The 19,835-nt window shown below is 45.1% G+C and carries 18 protein-coding genes; 11 read left to right on the forward strand and 7 right to left on the reverse strand.

Annotation, left to right across the window (positions count from 1 at the left end):
* The first annotated feature begins 149 nt into the window (after positions 1-149).
* Complete coding sequence (hipB, locus tag ACU01J_RS09040) at positions 150-398, forward strand: type II toxin-antitoxin system antitoxin HipB (protein ID WP_481085395.1); 249 nt, start codon at positions 150-152, stop codon at positions 396-398.
* Positions 398-1,699, forward strand: coding sequence for a type II toxin-antitoxin system HipA family toxin (locus ACU01J_RS09045; RefSeq protein ID WP_481085396.1), 1,302 nt, complete (start codon positions 398-400; stop codon positions 1,697-1,699). Before hipB ends, ACU01J_RS09045 begins: the two co-directional genes overlap by 1 nt.
* Positions 1,700-1,863: 164 nt before the next feature.
* Here ACU01J_RS09045 and ACU01J_RS09050 read toward each other — a convergent pair whose 3' ends face one another.
* On the reverse strand, positions 1,864-2,676 hold the full coding sequence (locus tag ACU01J_RS09050; RefSeq protein ID WP_481085397.1) for a M15 family metallopeptidase: 813 nt from the start codon (positions 2,674-2,676) through the stop codon (positions 1,864-1,866).
* A gap of 15 nt (positions 2,677-2,691) precedes the next feature.
* Positions 2,692-3,384, reverse strand: coding sequence for a DUF429 domain-containing protein (locus ACU01J_RS09055; protein WP_481085398.1), 693 nt, complete (start codon positions 3,382-3,384; stop codon positions 2,692-2,694).
* Positions 3,385-3,469: 85 nt separating this feature from the next.
* On the opposite strand from ACU01J_RS09055, the gene ACU01J_RS09060 reads away from it, so the two are divergent.
* On the forward strand, positions 3,470-3,886 hold the full coding sequence (locus tag ACU01J_RS09060) for a VOC family protein (protein ID WP_481085399.1): 417 nt from the start codon (positions 3,470-3,472) through the stop codon (positions 3,884-3,886).
* On the opposite strand, the gene lhgO is transcribed toward ACU01J_RS09060, so the two are convergent.
* On the reverse strand, positions 3,881-5,098 hold the full coding sequence (lhgO, locus tag ACU01J_RS09065; RefSeq protein WP_481085400.1) for an L-2-hydroxyglutarate oxidase: 1,218 nt from the start codon (positions 5,096-5,098) through the stop codon (positions 3,881-3,883). The two genes, ACU01J_RS09060 and lhgO, sit on opposite strands and share 6 nt — an antisense overlap.
* A gap of 215 nt (positions 5,099-5,313) precedes the next feature.
* Here lhgO and ACU01J_RS09070 point away from each other — a divergent pair, with 215 nt between their 5' ends.
* The 6 genes from ACU01J_RS09070 to ACU01J_RS09095 all read left to right on the forward strand — a co-directional run bounded on the left by ACU01J_RS09070 (position 5,314) and on the right by ACU01J_RS09095 (position 11,871).
* Positions 5,314-6,273, forward strand: a complete 960-nt coding sequence (locus ACU01J_RS09070) for an L-threonylcarbamoyladenylate synthase (protein WP_481085401.1) — start codon at positions 5,314-5,316, stop codon at positions 6,271-6,273.
* A gap of 256 nt (positions 6,274-6,529) precedes the next feature.
* Positions 6,530-7,282: a 1-acylglycerol-3-phosphate O-acyltransferase gene (locus ACU01J_RS09075; RefSeq protein ID WP_481085402.1), complete on the forward strand. Its 753-nt coding sequence runs from the start codon at positions 6,530-6,532 to the stop codon at positions 7,280-7,282.
* 149 nt (positions 7,283-7,431) lie between these two features.
* Entirely contained in the window at positions 7,432-8,748 is a 1,317-nt protein-coding gene (locus tag ACU01J_RS09080) for an MBL fold metallo-hydrolase RNA specificity domain-containing protein (RefSeq protein ID WP_481085403.1), read from the forward strand.
* Positions 8,749-9,101: 353 nt separating this feature from the next.
* Entirely contained in the window at positions 9,102-10,376 is a 1,275-nt protein-coding gene (locus ACU01J_RS09085) for a hemolysin family protein (protein WP_481085404.1), read from the forward strand.
* 77 nt (positions 10,377-10,453) lie between these two features.
* Positions 10,454-11,179 (forward strand): DUF3581 domain-containing protein, encoded by a 726-nt coding sequence (locus ACU01J_RS09090; RefSeq protein ID WP_481085405.1) that lies wholly within the window; start codon positions 10,454-10,456, stop codon positions 11,177-11,179.
* Between the two features lie 155 nt (positions 11,180-11,334).
* Positions 11,335-11,871, forward strand: coding sequence for a hypothetical protein (locus ACU01J_RS09095; RefSeq protein ID WP_481085406.1), 537 nt, complete (start codon positions 11,335-11,337; stop codon positions 11,869-11,871).
* Between the two features lie 15 nt (positions 11,872-11,886).
* Here ACU01J_RS09095 and ACU01J_RS09100 read toward each other — a convergent pair whose 3' ends face one another.
* Together ACU01J_RS09100 and ACU01J_RS09105 are read right to left on the reverse strand one after the other, a co-directional pair.
* Positions 11,887-12,864 (reverse strand): ion channel, encoded by a 978-nt coding sequence (locus tag ACU01J_RS09100; RefSeq protein ID WP_481085407.1) that lies wholly within the window; start codon positions 12,862-12,864, stop codon positions 11,887-11,889.
* 99 nt (positions 12,865-12,963) lie between these two features.
* Positions 12,964-13,851 (reverse strand): LysR substrate-binding domain-containing protein, encoded by an 888-nt coding sequence (locus tag ACU01J_RS09105; RefSeq protein WP_481085408.1) that lies wholly within the window; start codon positions 13,849-13,851, stop codon positions 12,964-12,966.
* A 104-nt stretch (positions 13,852-13,955) separates the two neighbouring features.
* Here ACU01J_RS09105 and ACU01J_RS09110 point away from each other — a divergent pair, with 104 nt between their 5' ends.
* Positions 13,956-15,206, forward strand: a complete 1,251-nt coding sequence (locus ACU01J_RS09110) for a D-amino acid dehydrogenase (RefSeq protein ID WP_481085409.1) — start codon at positions 13,956-13,958, stop codon at positions 15,204-15,206.
* Between the two features lie 292 nt (positions 15,207-15,498).
* A complete protein-coding gene (locus ACU01J_RS09115; protein ID WP_481085410.1) occupies positions 15,499-17,037 on the forward strand; it encodes an alanine/glycine:cation symporter family protein in 1,539 nt (512 codons plus the stop codon).
* 130 nt (positions 17,038-17,167) lie between these two features.
* Here the strand turns inward: ACU01J_RS09115 and ACU01J_RS09120 are convergent, their stop codons facing one another.
* Both ACU01J_RS09120 and ACU01J_RS09125 read right to left on the reverse strand, forming a co-directional pair.
* Positions 17,168-17,761, reverse strand: a complete 594-nt coding sequence (locus ACU01J_RS09120) for an acetate uptake transporter (protein ID WP_481085411.1) — start codon at positions 17,759-17,761, stop codon at positions 17,168-17,170.
* 292 nt (positions 17,762-18,053) lie between these two features.
* A complete protein-coding gene (locus ACU01J_RS09125) occupies positions 18,054-19,739 on the reverse strand; it encodes a chitinase (protein ID WP_481085412.1) in 1,686 nt (561 codons plus the stop codon).
* Between the last annotated feature and the right edge of the window lie 96 nt (positions 19,740-19,835).

Below are 19,835 nucleotides of genomic sequence, written 5' to 3' on the forward strand. Positions count from 1 at the left end.
ATCCCCACCAAGGGATAAGGCATCCCTTACCCCAACAAGAGGATAAAATAGACTTTATCCTCTTGTGGGGATATACTTTAATTTATCCTTACTGAGGGATAATTAAACATATTGAAGGTGTACCTCAACTCTACAGAGAGCTAGAACAGATGATATATAGTCCAAAACAATTAGCAGACATGATGCTACTAATACGTCAAAAGAATGGATGGACACAATCAGAACTAGCAAAGAAAGTCGGTATAAAGCAAGCGACGATCTCGAACTTCGAGAACAACCCAAACAAAACAACGCTTTCTACCTTCTTTAAGCTTGCCCAAGCAATGAATCTAACAATGTATATCCAAGAAAAAGCACAGGCAACTTCGTTAAATGAAAATGATGATGAGAGTTGGTAATGCAGAAATTAATCGCATACATGAATGGTGAACTTGTTGGCACTTTAGAGAAACATAAAAATGGTGCTCACACTTTTCAATATGATAAATACTGGATAACCAATGCGGTGACTCGACCATTATCACTGTCTTTGAAACTTCAGTTACCAACTATCACTTCCGATGCGGTTATAAACTATTTTGACAATCTCTTGCCAGACAACCCTCAAGTCAGAGATAGAATCGTTGCAAGGTACAAGGCGTCATCCAAACAACCATTTGATCTCCTGAAAGAAATTGGAAAAGACAGTGTTGGCGCGATTACTTTACTTCCTCCTGAACTCCCTTATAAAAAAGAACCACTTAACTACGAAGTCCTAGATGACAAAAAACTAGAAACGGTTCTTTCTGCATACAAATCTAATATTCCGCTCGGGATGCTCGAAGAAGAAGAAGACTTTAGAATCTCCGTTGCAGGTGCTCAAGAGAAAACGGCTCTCCTATTCCTAGATGAGCAATGGTGTATACCGAAAGGAAACACACCCACCACTCACATCATCAAACTGCCAATAGGCAAAATACAACAAGCTAACGCGACCCTAGATCTCAAAGATAGCGTAGAAAACGAGTACCTTTGTATTGAGCTAGCTAGAGCACTGGGATTGGCCGTTCCCAACGTCAATATAATCAAAACAGACAGTATTAAAGCTTTAGCAGTAGAACGCTTTGATAGACGCTCGACAAAAGGCAAAGTAGGCCTGCTACGCTTGCCACAAGAAGATTTTTGTCAGGTATTTGGTATGCCATCATCCATTAAATACGAATCTCAAGGTGGCCCTGACATAGTTCAGATCATGGAGTTGTTAATGGGTTCAAGTAATGCTCTAGAAGATCGATATAACTTCATGAGGTTCCAAGTATTTCAATGGCTCATTGGAGCGACGGATGGACACGCTAAGAACTTCTCTATCTATATTGATAAAGGCGGAAGCTACAGACTCACTCCATTCTACGATATTTTGTCAGCCTACCCACTACTGGGAGGAAAAGGGCTCAATATCAGAAAGTTAAAGCTGGCGATGGGGTTAAAAGCAACCAAGGGCAAGAAGTATGAAATCAGTAAAATCCTGCCTCGTCACTTTTTGGATACAGCTAAAGCGGTAAACTTTAGTCAAGACACGATGCAAGAGATAATTGATGATATGAAAGATGCCTTACCCAAGGCTATGCTACAAGTAAGTGCTGCACTGCCTGAAGACTTTCCTACGCATATCGCAGACTCTATTTTTGAGAATACTCAAAAAATCATTAACAAAATTTAGTTATATGAAGCCTAATCTTTTTGTATTGCTCAGTAGTGGTGCTTTTTTTATGGCTGAGTTCCGAAGCCCATCTTAGGGGAAAGTGTATACACAGAATGTATTGTTTTCTGATCTACCGCTATCACCAATGAAATCCATCCGTTGTACTAAATATTGGTACTAACCTAAAACGCCCTCACCATCTTATAAGCACACATAGCCCTAGCTTTCTCAGCACCTAGCGCTTTGTTTTGCTGATAGCACGTTCGGTAGGAACTGATGTAACGGTTAAACAGTTGTGTCGCTTCTGGCTTAGGTTTGGAGACTAATTGATTAACGAACTTCCTTGAGCCAACTTCAAAGTGCTGAGTATCGATAGGTGTGTTCCAATCCCCGCCCCAAATCAGAAAGCCGTGATGGGCAAATAGATCGACTACCTCTTCCGCCATACCTGTTCGGCTTAGCTCAGAGCGAGCACGAAACTGAGTTCGGTTGATGTACTTGGTCGCAGATTGAGTCGGCTTCACTTTGATAGTGCCGTTATCACCAAACTCTAAAAATGGGTTTTGCACTGGGTTAATATCAATCGCGACACCGTAAGCATGCTTAGACCAACTACTACCGCCTGTTATCGCCCGAGCATTAAAAGCGCTGCTGTTGTTGGCGTCCATCGAGGCATTATCATCGCCTTTAAACTCACGCATTAATCGCGCAGAGTGGAGCGGAAATTTACGCTGCTTCAATGCCTTAAAGACTTGCTCGACAGAAGGTGCCACGATATCCAAGACAATCACACTTCCTGACTTGGTTTCACCGGCAAAATTCACAAACTCAAAATCGACTTTGTTTAACCGTTCGCACCCAATCGGTGCGCTGCTTGGCAAAACTCCGGTCTTTTTCATCATACCGCATTGCCACTCTGAAATAGGTGCAACGTTTGCGCTCGCTGCTGCGCTGAATAGTAGCAGTAAAGCTGTAACCACTGTTTTTATCGTCATTATTCTCTGTTTCATTTAATTCGCTTGCCAATACACAATTTCATTATCCAACGACTCTTCTGTTTCAGGCAGCGTCGACAATTGCGGCCACTTTGAAGCAATAAGCATCAATGCAAAGGCATCAATCATATCATCGGGTTGAGCCATACTACGTTTGGTTTGCACTATAGAGGCAGTCAGTACCGAAACCCACTCTGGGCAATAGTGACTCAAAATAGCAAGGCGCTCTTCCCTACCCTCAATCGTCTTTTTGCTGTGAGATAGCGGCTGTTTATTGAGAGCTTTGAAGACGACTTCAGGGTGAGATTCTCGAAGCATAACTTTAGGGTATTGCCTTAATAGCGCGTCGACTTCGCGTACTTTCGGCAAGATATACCAGGTTTGTTTAGAAAGCTTTTTACCCAATTGTTCCATATTGATTTGGCATGCTTGCTGATAAGTCTCCGCATAGGCGGCCTCTTGGCAAGGAACAGGAAATACCGAAGAACCTCGCTTAGGCGCTAAGAACTTTCTTGCGGCTTTATCGCATAACCTATCTGGCTGCGCACTATCACTAAAGCCAATCGGAATGTCGATCAAGGCTCTGCTCTGGGTAAGTACATCCGCTATGTCACTTAAGGAAGTCACTATTTGAAAAGATGGCGAACCACCGTTGAGCAGCCAAACAACCCACCCTGCTTTGCAACCATCAATCCCAAGATATCGCATCTTGTCTCCATCGTTTATTCAGATAGCCAATCGAGCCGAGCCATTTTTTCGTATAGTTAAAACAACCAAACGACTAAGGCTAGTTATGACTGCATCAAATCCCATTCGCATACTTGCGATTGACCATATTGTACTTAGAACCTCTAACTTAAAGAAAATGCTCGCCTTTTATCAAGACATTCTTGCTTGCCCAATAGAAAGAGAGCTACCCGAACTTGGCCTAACTCAACTAAGAGCAGGTAATGCATTGATCGATATTGTGACGGTTGATAGCGAATTAGGACAGCTGGGAGGGAAAGCGCCCACACAAAACGGGCGCAACATTGATCATTTCTGCCTGCAAACAAGCGAGTTTGATGAGCAACAGCTACGTAACTACCTTGAGTCACACCGTATTACTACCAATGACTTTGTCGAGCGATACGGCGCGCAAGGCTTTGGCCGCTCTATCTATATTGAAGACCCTGAAGGGAATGTGGTTGAGCTAAAACCTCAGCTATAGATTTTGCTTGTCTGCAATCTTATCGCAAATATAACCACCGATCGGGATAGCAGAAGTTGCCGCTGGCGAGGGTGCATTACAGACATGCAAAGAGCGCGGGCTTTCAGCAAACAAAAAGTCATGCACTAAACTGCCATCTTTAAGCACGGCTTGCGCCCTTATACCTGCGGGATATGGCTGCAAATCTTCAACCTCTATCTGTGGGCAATATTTGTTAACCAACTTTAGATAGCCCGCTTTCGACCACGAGTTTTTAAACTCCACCAGCCCGGTTTTAAAATGCTTGGCGGTCACCTTCCAAAAGCCGGTAAAGCTCAGCATCTCTAGAGTATCTTTGATATCAAAGTTAAATCGCCCATACCCTTCTCGCTTGAAACCTTGTATTGCGTTCGGCCCAACGGTGACGCTACCATCAATCATACGAGTTAAATGGACACCTAAGAACGGCAAGTCTGGATCAGGAATTGGGTAGATAAGGTGTTTCACCACTTGGTTATGCTTTGCTGGCAGTTGGAAGTATTCACCGCGATAAGGAATGATTTGAAAATCAGTCTCAAGCCCCATCATTTTAGTGATTCGGTCAGCCATTAACCCAGAACATGACACTAAGAAACGCCCGCTTAAAATGGTGGATTGCGATTGGCTTTGAACCTTAACCTCGACGCGGTCTGCATGTTCATCAATACCAATCACTTCGCTACTTAGCTGTATCTCGCCACCCGCTTGTTGGAACTCCTGCGCCATGGCTTGAGTTACTTTACGATAGTCGACAATACTGGTTGCAGAGACCGCAATCGCGCCGAGTCCGGTGATGTTCGGTTCTCTGCGCTTTAGCTCTTGCTGATCAATTAGTTCAACGTCGATTTGGTTGTCTTGGCAACGTTTGAATAGTGCATTCATACGCTCGACTTCTTGGGATGTGGTTGCAACTAATAGCTTACCGCAATTCTCAACCGCAATAGAATGCTTGCGGCAAAACTCGGTGGTCGCCGCGACGCCCGCTTTACAAAACTCAGCTTTTAAACTGCCGGGGGCGTAATACACCCCAGCGTGAATCACGCCACTGTTATGCCCTGTTTGATGAGACGACAAGTGCTGCTCTTTCTCAAGCAGCAAAATAGAGCTATGTGGATGACGTTGCTGTAACTGCCAAGCCGTCGACACGCCAACAATCCCGCCGCCAACAACAATATAATCGTAAGTCTGCTTCAATCTCTTGTCCCTTTTGGCTCGGTTCAGCGTATCGGTTAGCAAGCTTTCACACGTAGAGAAACTTTCTTAGCCGCTAAACAGTTGAAAGTAGTCGTTATATAGCGAAATATTATCAATCGATACAATTCATGTTCAATTAAACATCGAAACTTTGTGAAACATGGTTAAAATAGCCGGCTCAGATTTTTATCCATCGGTTCTTTGAGGAAAAGACATTGAAGACGCAACACCTTGCAACAAGCAATAGTAAAGATATTGAACAAGCCAAAAAGATTCTCGCTTCTGGCGAACTTGTTGCGATTCCGACCGAGACCGTTTATGGCCTTGCTGCCGATGCTTCAAACCCTGAAGCAGTGAAAAAGATCTTCGCAGCCAAAGGCCGCCCAGCAAACCACCCGCTTATCGTTCACATCGGCAGTGTGGAGCAATTAACTGACTGGGCAACGGATATTCCTCAAGAAGCTTATACTATCGCTAATGCTTACTGGCCGGGCCCTGTTACGTTACTACTCAACAAAGCAGAGCAAGCAACGCCAGTGGTAACCGGTGGTTTAGAGACGATTGGTATTCGCATGCCAGCGCACGATGTGTTTGCATCACTACTATCTTCAGGTATGGCGGTAGCAGCTCCATCGGCGAACCCATACAAGAAGCTGAGCCCAACGTCCGCCGAGCATGTGATGAACTCGCTAGGTGGCAAGATTGCTGCGGTACTTGATGGCGGCGATTGCGTTCACGGCCTAGAGTCGACCATTATCGACCTGACTCAAAAGCCATTTCGAGTTCTTCGCACAGGCCCAGTGACGGCGACACAACTATCAGAAACCTTAGCTGAAGAAGTTCTTGCACCTAAAGCTCACGCGGTTGCAGTACCGGGCAATGTCACGAGCCACTATCAACCGAACACTAAAGTGCGCTTGGTTGATCTGAGCGATATTAAGTCAGCAAACGGCAACAACATCGCTTGTCTACACTATTCAGCAATTGAAGCATCACTAGGCTTTAAATCTAAGCTAATGCCACAAGATGTCGCGCAGTACTCACATGACCTTTACCGCGCGCTTGATGAAGCCGATAAATGGGGCTGTGATGAGATATGGGTCGAACGCCCACCAGTGAGCGAAGAGTGGTTTGCGGTCCATGACCGATTGAATCGAGCTCAATCTAAGCTGTAATCATTCTAAGCCCAGTTCACGCTGGGCTTTTTGCTTTTTAATCACTAGCAAACTCCCCCCTCAGCTTCGACTCAGCGAACAAGTGTTCACTTTTTTTCTTTTTAAAATAATAAGTTAAATACAGTATCTGGATATTTTTCGATCCCACTTCACACCTTTTCATCGTCTAACTAAACCTCCCGCCAAAAATGTTGCAATTTAGTTAACTAGACCTAAAACTCTAAATTCACCGATAGGTTTAATCGAGGAGTGTGTTGTGCTGACTATTATTCGTCTTATCTTGGCTGGGATCTTTGTGGTGTTTACCACCCTATTTGCTTTGCTGTACTGCCTGTTTAGCCCAAGAAATCCAAAGCACGTTTACTTCTTTTGTCGCTGGTTTAATCAACTGCATAAACTGGTCGGTATTGAACTTATCCAGCGTGGATTGGAGCATGCGCCGACGCCAAACAATAGCGTGTATATCTCTAACCATCAGAGCGTCTATGACTTTGTCACCTCACCGGGAATGTTACGACCGCGCACGGTTTCATTGGGTAAAAAAGAGCTGATTTGGGTACCGTTTTTCGGCCAACTGTATTGGATTACCGGCAACATCTTGATTGATCGCCAAGATAAGTCCAAAGCGCGCGATACGATTAAACAAGTCGCCGAAGCAATCCACCAGCGAGATCTATCAGTTTGGGCTTATCCTGAAGGAACGCGCAGTAAAGGGCGTGGGCTATTGCCATTTAAGACGGGCGCTTTTCGTATGGCGATTGAAGCGGGCGTGCCAATTACGCCAATGGTGGTCAGTACCACCCACAATAAGATCAACTTAAATCGCCGTAACAATGGCGTGGTGATTACTGAAATGCTTGAGCCAATTGATGTCACGGGCTATACCATCAATGATGCGCGCGCCTTGGCCAATCATTGTCATCAATTAATGGCACAAAAGATTGCTGAGCTTGATGCAGAAGTCGCACAACTTGAAGCGCAAAAGCAGCCAACACAAGCGCCTCAGTAGGAAAGCAATAGCGAATCACTCGCAGATAACCTACTGAGAAGTCGATAAATTACTTTGAAAACTGCTAAGCCCTCGCATTTCTCGTTCAGCAACTTGTCGTAAAATAGCTTTGTCGGCACTGTCGTAGCGAAGTTTTGCGAGGGGGTTACATGGAAATCATTCATCATGGTGGTAAGCACACCATCACCGGCTCTTGCCATGAGTTAAGAGATGAACAGCAAGCGATTCTTATCGACTGCGGATTGTTTCAAGGTGCCGATGCTCGCCCACTTGAGGTTGAATTTACTACCTCACACCTCAACGCCTTAATCATTACCCACGCGCATATTGACCATATCGGGCGTTTGCCTTGGTTACTCGCAACCGGATTTAATCAGCCTATCTATTGCAGTGAAGCCACTGCTGAGCTAATTCCGTTAATGCTCGAAGACAGCTTGAAGCTTCAACTCGGGTTAAAGCCAAAGCAAGCTCAACGGGTACTCAATAGGCTCCGTAAGTTGCTTAAGCCGCAGCCATATAATCAGTGGATTGAGCTAGAGCCCGTATTACCAGATTCAATGGCGATCCGTTTCCAGCCTGCTGGGCACATACTCGGTTCTGCCTATATTGAAGTGCGATTAGCCAATCAAGAGGTGGTGTTTTTTTCTGGCGATTTAGGTCCGAGTAACACGCCTCTATTACCTGATCCATTACCGCCTGAGCGAGCGGATTACCTGCTGATTGAAACCACCTATGGTGACAAACCACATGATGATATTGCGACTCGCTCTGAGCGACTTAAGGCAATCATTGATCGCTCACTTGAAGATGGCGGCACAATATTAATTCCCGCCTTTAGCGTCGGACGAACTCAAGAGCTACTATTTGACATTGAACAGCTGATTCATGAGCACCAAATCGATATTTCGATTCCGATCATTTTGGACTCGCCGATGGCACAGCGTGTGACCCGTTCTTATCGGCGCTTCAAACAGCTTTGGGGACAAGAAGCCAAACAGCGCCTTAAAATGCACCGCCACCCGCTAGCCTTTGAGCAATGCATTACAGTAGAAGATTACCGCACACACCAAAGGCTGGTTAATCGACTGCAATCCACAAGAGAAGCAGCGATCGTGGTTGCCGCATCTGGTATGTGCCAAGGTGGCCGAATCATGGACTATCTTAAAGCGCTGTTACCTGATGAACGCACTGATGTCTTGCTTGCGGGATATCAAGCGGAAGGAACGCTTGGAAGAGCAATTCAGTCTGGCGCAATGGCGGTAGAGATTGATCAACAAGAAGTCGAAGTAAATGCGCAGATTCATACCATGTCTGGCTACTCTGCCCATGCAGACAAAGACGATTTACTTCGCTTTGTTCAGGGTATTGAATCTAAGCCCAAAGCGGTGCATTTGATTCATGGTGAACCAAATACTCAGGACACCTTCGCCAACACGCTGAAACAGCTCGGTTATCATGTCGTTTAGTTAGGCTAATCTGCTTACGAGTGAGCTTGGCAGATTAATCAAGCTCACTCTTCAACTTAGTTTCACTTACCAAGTCGTCTCTTTTTTATGTACTTGCGCGCCAAGCTCTAAACTAAAATCGGCACCCAATTTCGGCTTAATCGCGAGCATCTCTCTATACCTGTTCGAGCCTTGATTTCTTGTTGGATTATTTCGCTCACACCGCTAACGAACAGATCAATATCGGCGCTGTTGATTGGATAACAATTGCTAATCGCCACCTTAAAAATAATTGAGCGTAGGGGTTAAATAATCGATATCTTTTCCCCAGAGCTATAGCTATGCTTTCAAGGTGTTTATAACTGGACCAATTAATGGACATTTTCATACTGGTGGGGCTTATCACCCTAAACGGCATTTTTGCCATGTCAGAACTTGCGCTTGTCGCTGCAAAATCGAGCCGTCTTAAAAAGCTCGCAGAAACCCAATCTTCCGCAAGGCTTGCTCTTGAGCTAAAAAACAACCCAACACGCTTTTTATCTACTATCCAAATAGGCATCACCGCGATTGGTATCCTTAGTGGTATTTTCGGTGAAGCGACATTATCTGGCCCATTGGCACAATGGCTAATCCAACAAGGTTTCGAAGCTGATCTCGCCTCTATTGTCGCGACAGCAAGTGTGGTGGTGATCATCACTTACTTTGCAATTGTGGTCGGTGAGCTAGTACCCAAGCGCTTTGCCCAACGCAACGCCGAACGTATTGCTGTGATTGTTGCCTATCCAATCCATTGGCTGGCGATCCTAACCACTCCGTTTGTGGTGCTACTGAGCGCCTCAACTGATGCGCTGCTGAAGCTGTTTCGTCAGCATGGTGATGATAACGATCAGGTCACTGAAGAAGATATCTTTGCGGTCATGACCGAGGGCTCTGAGTCCGGTGCGATAGAACCGCAAGAACAACAGATGATCCAAAACATTCTCTATCTTAACGACCGCTTGGTAACGTCACTGATGACGCCTCGTTGCGATATGGACTTTCTGGATGTAGAGCAGCCGATTGAGCAAATCCTCAAACGTATTCGTCAGACTCAGCACTCGGTTTGGCCTGTCTGCCATGGCGGTTTAGATAAGATCATCGGCACGATCTCATCGAAAGTATTGCTCGACCAATATGAACAGTTGTCGACCACTAAAATAGTCAAACTGGTCAGAAAACCACGCTATTTCCCAGAGTCGATGAAAGGCTTACCGCTGTTAAATCAGATGCAAAGAAACAATTGTGAGATGGCATTTATTGTCGATGAGTATGGCGATATTCAAGGTATTGTTACTCACTACGATATTTTGGAATCGGTCGCAGGTGAACTAGGCTTAGCACCGCAACATGTGTGGGCAAGACAGCACCAAGATGGCAGTTGGTGGATGGATGCGTTGATCCCTCTGAATGAGCTTAAACGCCGCCTAGATATTATTTCAATCGAAGGTGAAGAGAGTGAAGGCTTTCAAACTCTAAATGGTTACATCACTTGGAAAGCGGGCAAAGTGCCCCAGTGTGGCGAAGTGATTGTCTGCGATGAGTGGCAGTTTGAAGTACTGGCGGTAACGTCGAGCCGAATTTTGCAGGTTAAAGTTTCGTCAATTCTTTAGTGATTCATCTGGATAGACCATTTAATAGCATAGCTTCATGTATACTGCGCGGCAGTTATAGCCACATGAATAAAAGTATGTTTCTTACACCTTATTTTTCACAAGATAACAATCAGTTCCAGTTCACTCGCCAACAAGCAAGTCACTTTGCTAAAAAGGTTGCGGGAGACTTTAACCCTATCCATGATGAAGACAGCAAACGCTTCTGTGTGCCAGGTGATCTACTTTTTGCTGTTCTACTAAGCAAAGAAGGCATCAGCCAAAAAATGCGTTTTGAATTCTCGGGTATGGTGAGCGATAGCGTATCTCTATCAATTGAAAATAAGTGTGCTAAAGAAAGTGCGTTAGTTGATACTAATGCAAAAGAGTACTTACACATGTCACGTGAAGGCGAAGTCATCACAAATCCAGAGTTCATTGAGCACGTAGTAACAAGCTACGTTCAGTTCTCTGGTATGAACTTCCCACACATCATGGTTCCGCTAATGGAAAAGCAGCAGATGATGATCAACTGCCAACGTCCATTAGTCATCTACGAAAGCATGGAAGTGGAGTTCTCTCGTTTAGACTTAACTCATCCTGAAGTCGTCTTTGCTGGTGCAACATTCGACGTTGAAGGTAAACGTGGTCTGGTAACGCTAAACTTCGACTTCAAAGAGAATGGTGAGATCGTCGGTAAGGGCTTAAAGCGCATGGTAGCAAGCGGTCTAAAACCTTACGACCAAGCAGCTGTTGATGATCTAGTAGAGCGTTTCAATGCTCGTAAAGATGCTTTCTTAGCGGAATTTGCTACTGCAGCATAATCAAATTTAGGTTACCAGGTCGATGATTTGGTAACCTTTTTCTTATCTAAACCTTGATACTGCGCCAACTGGTTCAAACTATTTAGCGTAACTTCTAGCTCCATCGCCTCCTCTCCGTTAGCCTCTGTGATATCTCCACCTTCCAATAAAATATCATGACCGCGAGCACTCTCTACGCTGCACCTATTTTGCAGTTCACCCAAACCGACACTTCATCCATATTGATGCCATTCCCATCAGAGCAAAACAGCCAATGGTCAGCAACAATTGAGTTATTAAAACAGCAATTTGCGCAACTGCCTCACTTAGCCGGTGACGTTATTCTTGAGTTTACTAATCAAGCCACCACATCGATCAGCTCGGTGATTATTTTGTATCGAGGGTTAGTATTTGTTGTCGCAGTTGGTTTCGAAGCGAGTGACTATCAGCCTAAGGTCTTAGCTGCGCTACACCAGCAGGCGAACGAGTTAAAACAACATCACATAGCCAGTGAGAGCAAGTTTATTATTCCAGTCAGTATTGAAACTCACGCCACCCCGCAAGGCGGCACGATTGTTGTTTCTGAAGATTTAGTGGCACAAACCATGTGTGATAATGGCCACAACCTTGCCGCGCTGATTGAGCACTTTTCTAATCAATACAAAGACGATCAGATCATTCTGTCTGATTGGTTAGCCAGTGGCTTTAAATAACCCCCCTATCTTCACTCAACGGGTCATCTTCTTTACAAAGACCACCACAAACAGCGCCATGGTAAAGCTGCCTAAGAAGGCTTCACAGGCAGCGATAAACCTCGCTAACCCTACGGGGGATATATCTCCGTATCCCAAGGTGGTAAAGGTTACGACGCTAAAATAGAGCGAGTTAAGAAACTCCAATGCGTAAAACTTCCAACCACTGATTCCCTCATAAACGGGGTGTGCGCCCGTAGTATCTAAAAAGAAGTAAGCCAGCGCGCAGAGCAAAATTAGGAAAATGGAGAAGCCAACCACACGAATCGGATCTTCGCCATAGCCACAAAATACATCCACCAGCTTAGAAATCCCGCGTTTAACACTAAACAGCGGCATTTGATAACGGCGGAAACGCATTTCTCGTTTAAAGAAATCGCCAGCCATTTCAAACAAACCTTGTTTCTCACATTGTTTGCGGATGTTTCGACACACCTCTTCCGCTTCTTGGCAATACATCACCGCTTCTTTTCGTTTATGGCCTCGAATCGCACGTCTCGCTGCCCTTTCTTGCTTTAGATCGCCTCCCCACTCTATATTTTCCAACTTAGCACGAGAGAGCGAAGCGCCAAGCAAATTGCAATTATCCAACTTGGCGCAATGTAAATTCGCACCAATTAACTTGGCTTTCATTAAAGATGAGCCACGTAAATCTAAGCCAAAAAAGTGAGCATCGGTTAAATCTGCTCGGTAGAAGTCGACATCTCGACATAGATAACCTTCTTTACTGCCGCGGTTAACTAAATTGAGATCTTCTAAATTCGTTCTTGCCAACTGAAATCCGTCTAAAGGTTTACCTGCTGCGGCCCATTGTTCAACCTTGTCTTTTACATCATCATTGCTTTTATCGACTTTTGGATCATGCCAGTAACAGAGTCCTGACTCACCACTCGGTTGATCGCAGCACCAGCCATCAGGGTTTTGATAGCTGCATCGGCCTTGATGAGATTCCATAATGCGCTGCCCCTACATTCGCTTGATTTAATTAAGGCAGAATCAAGCTCATTACTAAGTGTAGTGGGTGCATATCGGGGTGCCATTGATATTTACAAATTAATCAATAAAAACTTGTTCTTTCAGCCAATTTTTAAATAAGCGCGTATAGGGGTTATCGGTGTGGGTTAAAACAAAGTAACCCGCATGGGCAGAAATAGCGGCAAAAGGAGCCACCAATCGCCCTTCTGTTAGTTCATTACTCAGCAGCGCTGATCGTGCGAGTGCAATCCCTACCCCAGCCTCTGCCGCTGACATCGCCATATCGGTGCGATTAAAGAAGTGGCCTTGGTTTGTCTCAAAATTCAGCTGTTGCTGTTCAGCCCAATAGTGCCATTCATGATCTTTCGCCGCGCTTGCCCATGGCATTAAGTCATGCAGCAGCACAACTCCATTCCAGCTGTCATTATCTAACTGCACCGGATGATATTGTTGGTAGCTAGGACTCATCACAGGTATTAAGGACTCTTCCATAAGCAGTTCTGCGCTTTGGTGCTTATAAGGTATCGGTCCATAATCAATAGCGATATCAAAGTTGCGGTTATCACTATCAACCAGCGCCCCTTCAGCAAAGGTATGTATTTGCACATCAGGATAGAGTTTATGGAACTTATCTAAGCGAGGAACAAGCCATTTAAAAGCAAAAGATGGCGTCAACTTTAATCGTATCTGCTTACGCTCAGATACATGGGTAAGCTGGAACACATTTTCTTCAATTGCCGCTAGGTGATGACAGGTCGATTCAACTAGCTTACTGCCCTGTTCGGTCAATCGTATGCCGCGAGCATGACGCTCAAACACCGTAAATCCAAGCTTATCTTCTATCTGTTGCAGCTGCTGGCTCACCGCGCCAACGGTTAAACTCAGTTCTTTCGCCGCACTGGTCAAACTTTGGTGACGAGCAACCATACAGACTAAATTCACCCCTTGCAGAATGGCTGATTTCATAGCGAGCCTTTAAAAAAACTAAAACCTAACATCAATTCTTATCGATTGTTAAACGAATGTAAATTGCCGATGCTATGCAAAATTTAATTGTGTGAGAATCAAACGTGAAAGTCGTTGTTTTAGGAAGTGGTGTCGTAGGGCTAACCAGCGCATGGTATTTATCTCAAGCGGGGTTTGAAGTCACCGTTATCGACAGACAAGCCAGATCCGCTGAAGAGACAAGCTTTGCCAATGCTGGTCAAATCTCCTATGGTTACTCGTCCCCATGGGCAGCGCCGGGTATTCCGACCAAAGCAATAAAGTGGCTCTTTGAGCAGCATGCTCCGCTAAAAATTAAGCCGAACCTAAGCCCAGAGTTAGTCGGTTGGGCAACCAAAATGCTTGCTAATTGCCAACTTGATAAATACAGAATCAATAAGGCAAGAATGCTGACCATAGCGAATCGCAGTCGAGAGTGTTTAGCAGAGTTAAATCACAAACATCAATTGAACTACCAAGGTAAGACCGAAGGGACGCTACAAATATTTCGCAAACAGTCTCAGCTTACCGCGATCAAAAAAGATATCGCCCTGCTAGAAGAAAGCGATATCCGCTACCAATTAATGTCGCCTGAAGAGTGTTTAACTCAAGAGCCTGGGTTATCAAACATGGAAGGTAATCTTGTCGGCGGACTCTATTTGCCCGATGACGAAACAGGGGATTGCTATCTATTTTGCCAACAACTGCAAAGTATGGCTGAACAAGCGGGTGTGCAATTTATGTTTAATACCGAGATTAAGCAGTTATTCACCGACAATAAGCGTGTTTGTGGCGTTAAAACATCACAAGGCATCGTTGAAGCCGATAGCTATGTCATGGCGCTGGGTAGTTACTCTAAGCACCTTCTTCAGCCTCTTGGTATCGATATTCCCGTTTATCCGGTTAAAGGCTACTCGTTAACCCTGCCAGTTATTGACGAGGCCAACGCCCCTCACTCCACTATTATGGACGAAACGCATAAGGTCGCAGTGACTCGATTTGATCAACGTATTCGGGTCGCAGGTACCGCCGAACTTGCTGGGTTTGATCCGAGTTTGCCAGATAGAAGGTTGGCAACACTCAATCACGTTGTTCGCCAACTCTTTCCTAAGGGTGTCGATTTCAGCCAAGCTGACTATTGGAGTGGATTTCGTCCAATGACGCCAGATGGAACACCAATCATTGGCAAAACCTCATTTTCTAACCTGTATACCAATACTGGCCACGGCACGCTAGGTTGGACCATGGCCTGTGGCTCGGCCAACATCCTGACCGAGATCCTTGCTACTCAAGGTCAAAAGCAATTTTCAGAACTGAGTGTCGAGCGTTATCAGTAACCAACCACAATACAATCCACTCACATAACCCTCATAAGCAAAACATATACAAATACGTCATTTGTGTTTTTTATGAATATAAAACACCACAAATGACGCTCAATTCATCAGATACTCAGCCAACTCTCGCCTTCAAGAACTCTTACTCTAGTTTTTTAACAATATTTTAGCACTTTGTGTTTCAGATCACGCCCATTAACATCAATAGACAAATAAATTAACAATTAAAATACAGGCAGGTTAATATCCTGCTCAGAAAACAACCATTACAAAACAAACAGGGAAACTTCTTATGCAGTCAATTGTTGATTTTTTGAATGGAATCATCTGGAGCCCGGTATTGATCTACCTTTGCTTGGGCGCAGGTCTGTTCTACTCAGTCATGACACGATTTGTTCAAATCCGTCACTTCACTGAAATGTGGCGTTTACTTCTATCAGGTAAAAGCTCATCAAAGGGTATTTCATCGTTCCAGGCATTAGCGGTATCGTTATCTGGTCGTGTAGGTACAGGTAACATCGCAGGTGTTGCGGCGGCGATCGGTTTCGGTGGCCCAGGTGCAGTATTCTGGATGTGGGTGGTAGCCTTCTTCGGTGCTGCAACGGCATACGCAGAATCAACACTGGCACAAATTTACAAAGAAGAAGATAACGGCGAGTTCCGTGGCGGCCCTGCTTACTACATTGAAAAAGCAATGGGTCAAAAATGGTACGCGTGGATCTTTGCTATCGCGACTATCTTTGCTTGTGGTTTCTTACTACCGGGTGTTCAATCAAACAGTATCGGTAACGCAGTAGAAGCAGCATTCGGTTCTGGCGCAATGATTGAGACGGCAATCGGTACATTCAGCTTCGCTAAGATCCTAACAGGTACAATCATTGCTGTGATTCTTGCGTTCATCATCTTTGGTGGCGTTAAGCGTATCGCAAACTTCACCCAGATTGTTGTTCCTTTCATGGCGCTTGCTTACATCGTAACAGCGTTCATCATCATTCTATTAAACATCGGTGAAGTGCCACGTGTGTTCGCAATGATCGTTGGTGACGCGTTCACTCCGATGGCGGGTATTGGTGCTGCAATTGGTTGGGGTGTTAAACGTGGTGTTTACTCTAACGAAGCGGGTCAAGGTACAGGTCCTCACGCAGCGGCAGCAGCAAGTGTTGATCACCCAGCGCAGCAAGGTCTGGTACAGTCATTCTCTATTTACATTGACACGCTACTAGTATGTTCAGCAACTGCATTTATGATCATCATCACTGGTGCGTACAACGTTCATGGCGCTGAAGGTTTCCTAGTGCAAAACGTAGCTGCAGACATCGCAGCGAATGGTCCTGTGTTTACTCAGATGGCAATCGAAAGTGCGCTACCGGGTATTGGTAAGCCGTTCATCGCAATTGCGCTGTTCTTCTTCGCCTTCACTACCATTCTTGCGTACTACTACATCGCAGAGACAAACATCGCGTATATCCGTCGTACCTTCAAAGTTAATGGCTTAATGTTCCTACTAAAAGTCGCATTAATCGCAGTTGTGTTCTACGGTACAGTTAAGACCGCAAACCTTGCTTGGGCAATGGGTGACGTGGGTGTAGGCCTAATGGCGTGGTTAAACATCGTCGGCATCTTGATTATCTTCTTCATGTCTAAGCCAGCACTAAAAGCACTGCATGATTACGAAGAGCAACAAAGACAAGGTGTCACTGAGTACACATTTAACCCAGTGAAACTTGGTATCAAAGGCGCGGACTATTGGGAAGAGAAGTACCGTCGTAAGACAGGTAAAGAGCCAGAATCCGAACTAGATTCTAAACCGGTTGAACAACCTTCAACCTAATAGCGGCAAGCTATAAATAAAAAGCAGTGGTAAGAAAAAGGGGTTAGCAAATGCTAACCCCTTTCGTATTTAGGTTCCCAATATCAGCTGTCGTACTTCAGGCAATTCGACAACTAAATTTTAAATTTGGTTAAGCGGCAACTTGCTCTAGTTCAACTTGAGCTGATTTCTTCTCACCGATTGGCAGGATTGTACGGCCATATTCGTTGTTAAGAACTTGAGCCATAGCAAAGTAGATTGCACTTGCGCCACAGAAGATTCCTTCTAGACCAGCGATTGTGCCAATCAGATGGCTACCAGTGAAGTCATGTGCTGCAAGTAGGAAGAATAGGATCGTTAGTGAACCAAATACCACTTGTTTTGCTACTGGATAGCACAGTGAACCAATAAACATAAAGCCGGTGAACACGCCCCATAGAAGCAAGTACCACCCCATGAAACTTGCTGGGCTAGCAGGTAACCCCATGTAAGGCATTACGATTAAACCAACCAATGTTAGCCAAAATAGACCGTATGAAGTGAATGCTGTTGTACCAAACGTATCACCACGTTTGAAACACATCATGCCAACAAGTACTTGGCTAAGACCACCATAAAAGATACCCATTGCTAGGATCATAGAATCCATTGGGAAAAAACCTGCGTTGTGGATGTTTAGCAGGATGGTCGTCATACCGAAACCCATTAGGCCCAGTGGAGCCGGGTTTGCCAGTTTTGTTGACATTTTGCACACCTTTAAAAAAAGTTAATAAAATTTACGCGCAGATTTTATTCATGTGGATAAAAAAAGATAGATCAGGGATTTGCAATCTAAGATTTCACAAATAGCACAGTTAACTATAAAGAGTTATTTATCATTCAATTTCTGAACATACCAACCATTTTCCCCTCGCTATCTCGGCACAAAAACCATACTGCTGAAACTAAAAAGCCGCTTAAGAACGATGAATGTCTTAAGCGACTAATGAGTTATTGCAAGGCTACACCGATATTAAATCAGACTTAGCTGCTGTAATTTACTGACAAGAGATTTCGTCCCAGAACCAGTTAGACTGAACAGGTGACTCCCACACTCCTGGGCCATTTTTAGCAATAAAGCACTTACCGTTATAAGTCACTTTGTCACCGTCAGCCACCTGAGTTACCCCTGGCTCCCACTGAATAAAGGTATCTGGAACTGGAGTTGGGTCTGGTGTTGGCTCAGGATCCGGAGTTGGATCTGGCGTTGGATCTGGAGTAGGCTCAGGCGCTGGTTCAGTCGGCATACCTGATACTAATTCCCACGGCCCACCAAGAGCAGGGGCATCACCTTGAGTCCACCACTTCGCTTGATAAGTCGCACCTTGGTAAGTGACTTGTTCACCAGCATTGTACACTTTGTTCACGTCCCAATCGGTACCTGTTCCCGGGCCAGTGCCTGGGTCAACTGGATCAAGCTTATCGACTATACGCACTTCAGGCCAGCTTGAGTGAGAACCGTAGAAGTTGGTCACACACTTCTCGTAATCACCCGGAACCAAAGCGGAATAAGCTGTTTGGAAGCCCACCAGCTCACACTCAAATGAATAACCACCCGGACGGTCAGCATAGTACTTCCAGTTACCATCCCAGTTGGTGTAAAGCACATCTGTTGCGCCATTTAGGTTTAAACTACCGTAAGGTGTTTGCTGCCAACAAGTATTCTTCTCGTCCGCATCAAGTGGGATTTGATAGTGGGAAGATAGCCCTTCCCAGTAACGAATACGGTTAACTGGCTGACCCTTATCTTTGTTTTGCTCACCACACTCGATACCACCGTTGATAATATTGATTGTGGTACCAAAGCCGTAACCAATGCCAGCATCAATTTCACGCTGTGAAGGTGACCATGTTTTGTCGATAACATGCAGCATGGCTGGTTTAGGCGCTTGTGGCGTTAAGAAGAACCAGATAGCTGACGCAAGGTTTAACCATGAGTCCGCAACTAAACCTGGATTATTGAGCAGGACTGATGCGTCGCCATCGAACATGACTTCAGAGAAAGCACCGTAGTTAAAATGATAAGAAAGCTGTTTTGCACCACGGCCAAAGTAGCCTTGTCCTGCCGCACATGGCCACTTCTTATTCTGCCAATCATTCTGGCCACAACCTGTGGTGTAACCTTCTTGCCCTTCTGACCAACCCATTTCACGCACGTGGACTAACGCTTGTTGCCACTCTTCCAGTCCAAGAGGATTGTCAGAGGTATTGTCTAGCGCAATATGACCACCAGTCTCTTGAGCAAAGTGCGCAAACGCCGTGACAATAGATCGTTTACAGATCGCATCAGAATCACGGCCATCGGAATATTCAGCACAGAACGCTGGGAATTTACCAATCGCTCTTAAGAAACGTGTGTAGGTGTACTCTGGCGCCGCCATACCAGTTAGAAAGTCCCACTCTGAACGAGGAAATACTCGCTCTGCTCGCTGCACGTTTTCAGGGTTTGTTGCAAGACCAGAATCGATCGCCTCAACAACGCTGTTTGGGGCAGTGCGCAGTGCTTGGGACCAGATTTCATACATAGGGTCAGCCGTTTTCTGACTTTCTACCGCCTGAACATCAGACCGAGCAATCACGTACCCTGTCGGGTTTTGCGGATCGGGTTGAATGTTCATCGCCGCCCAACTCGACGACGTGGCCGCTAACGAAAGTGCAGCGGTTAAGAAGCTTACCTTTTTCATGGTGCATTTCCTTGTGTTTTCAACTGACAAAAGGTTAGGAAATAGCGAAAAAATAAGCACGATGAATAACTTAAAGTTACGTCAAGATGCGACGCA

The organism is Vibrio sp. 2433-A1, assembly GCF_056726085.1.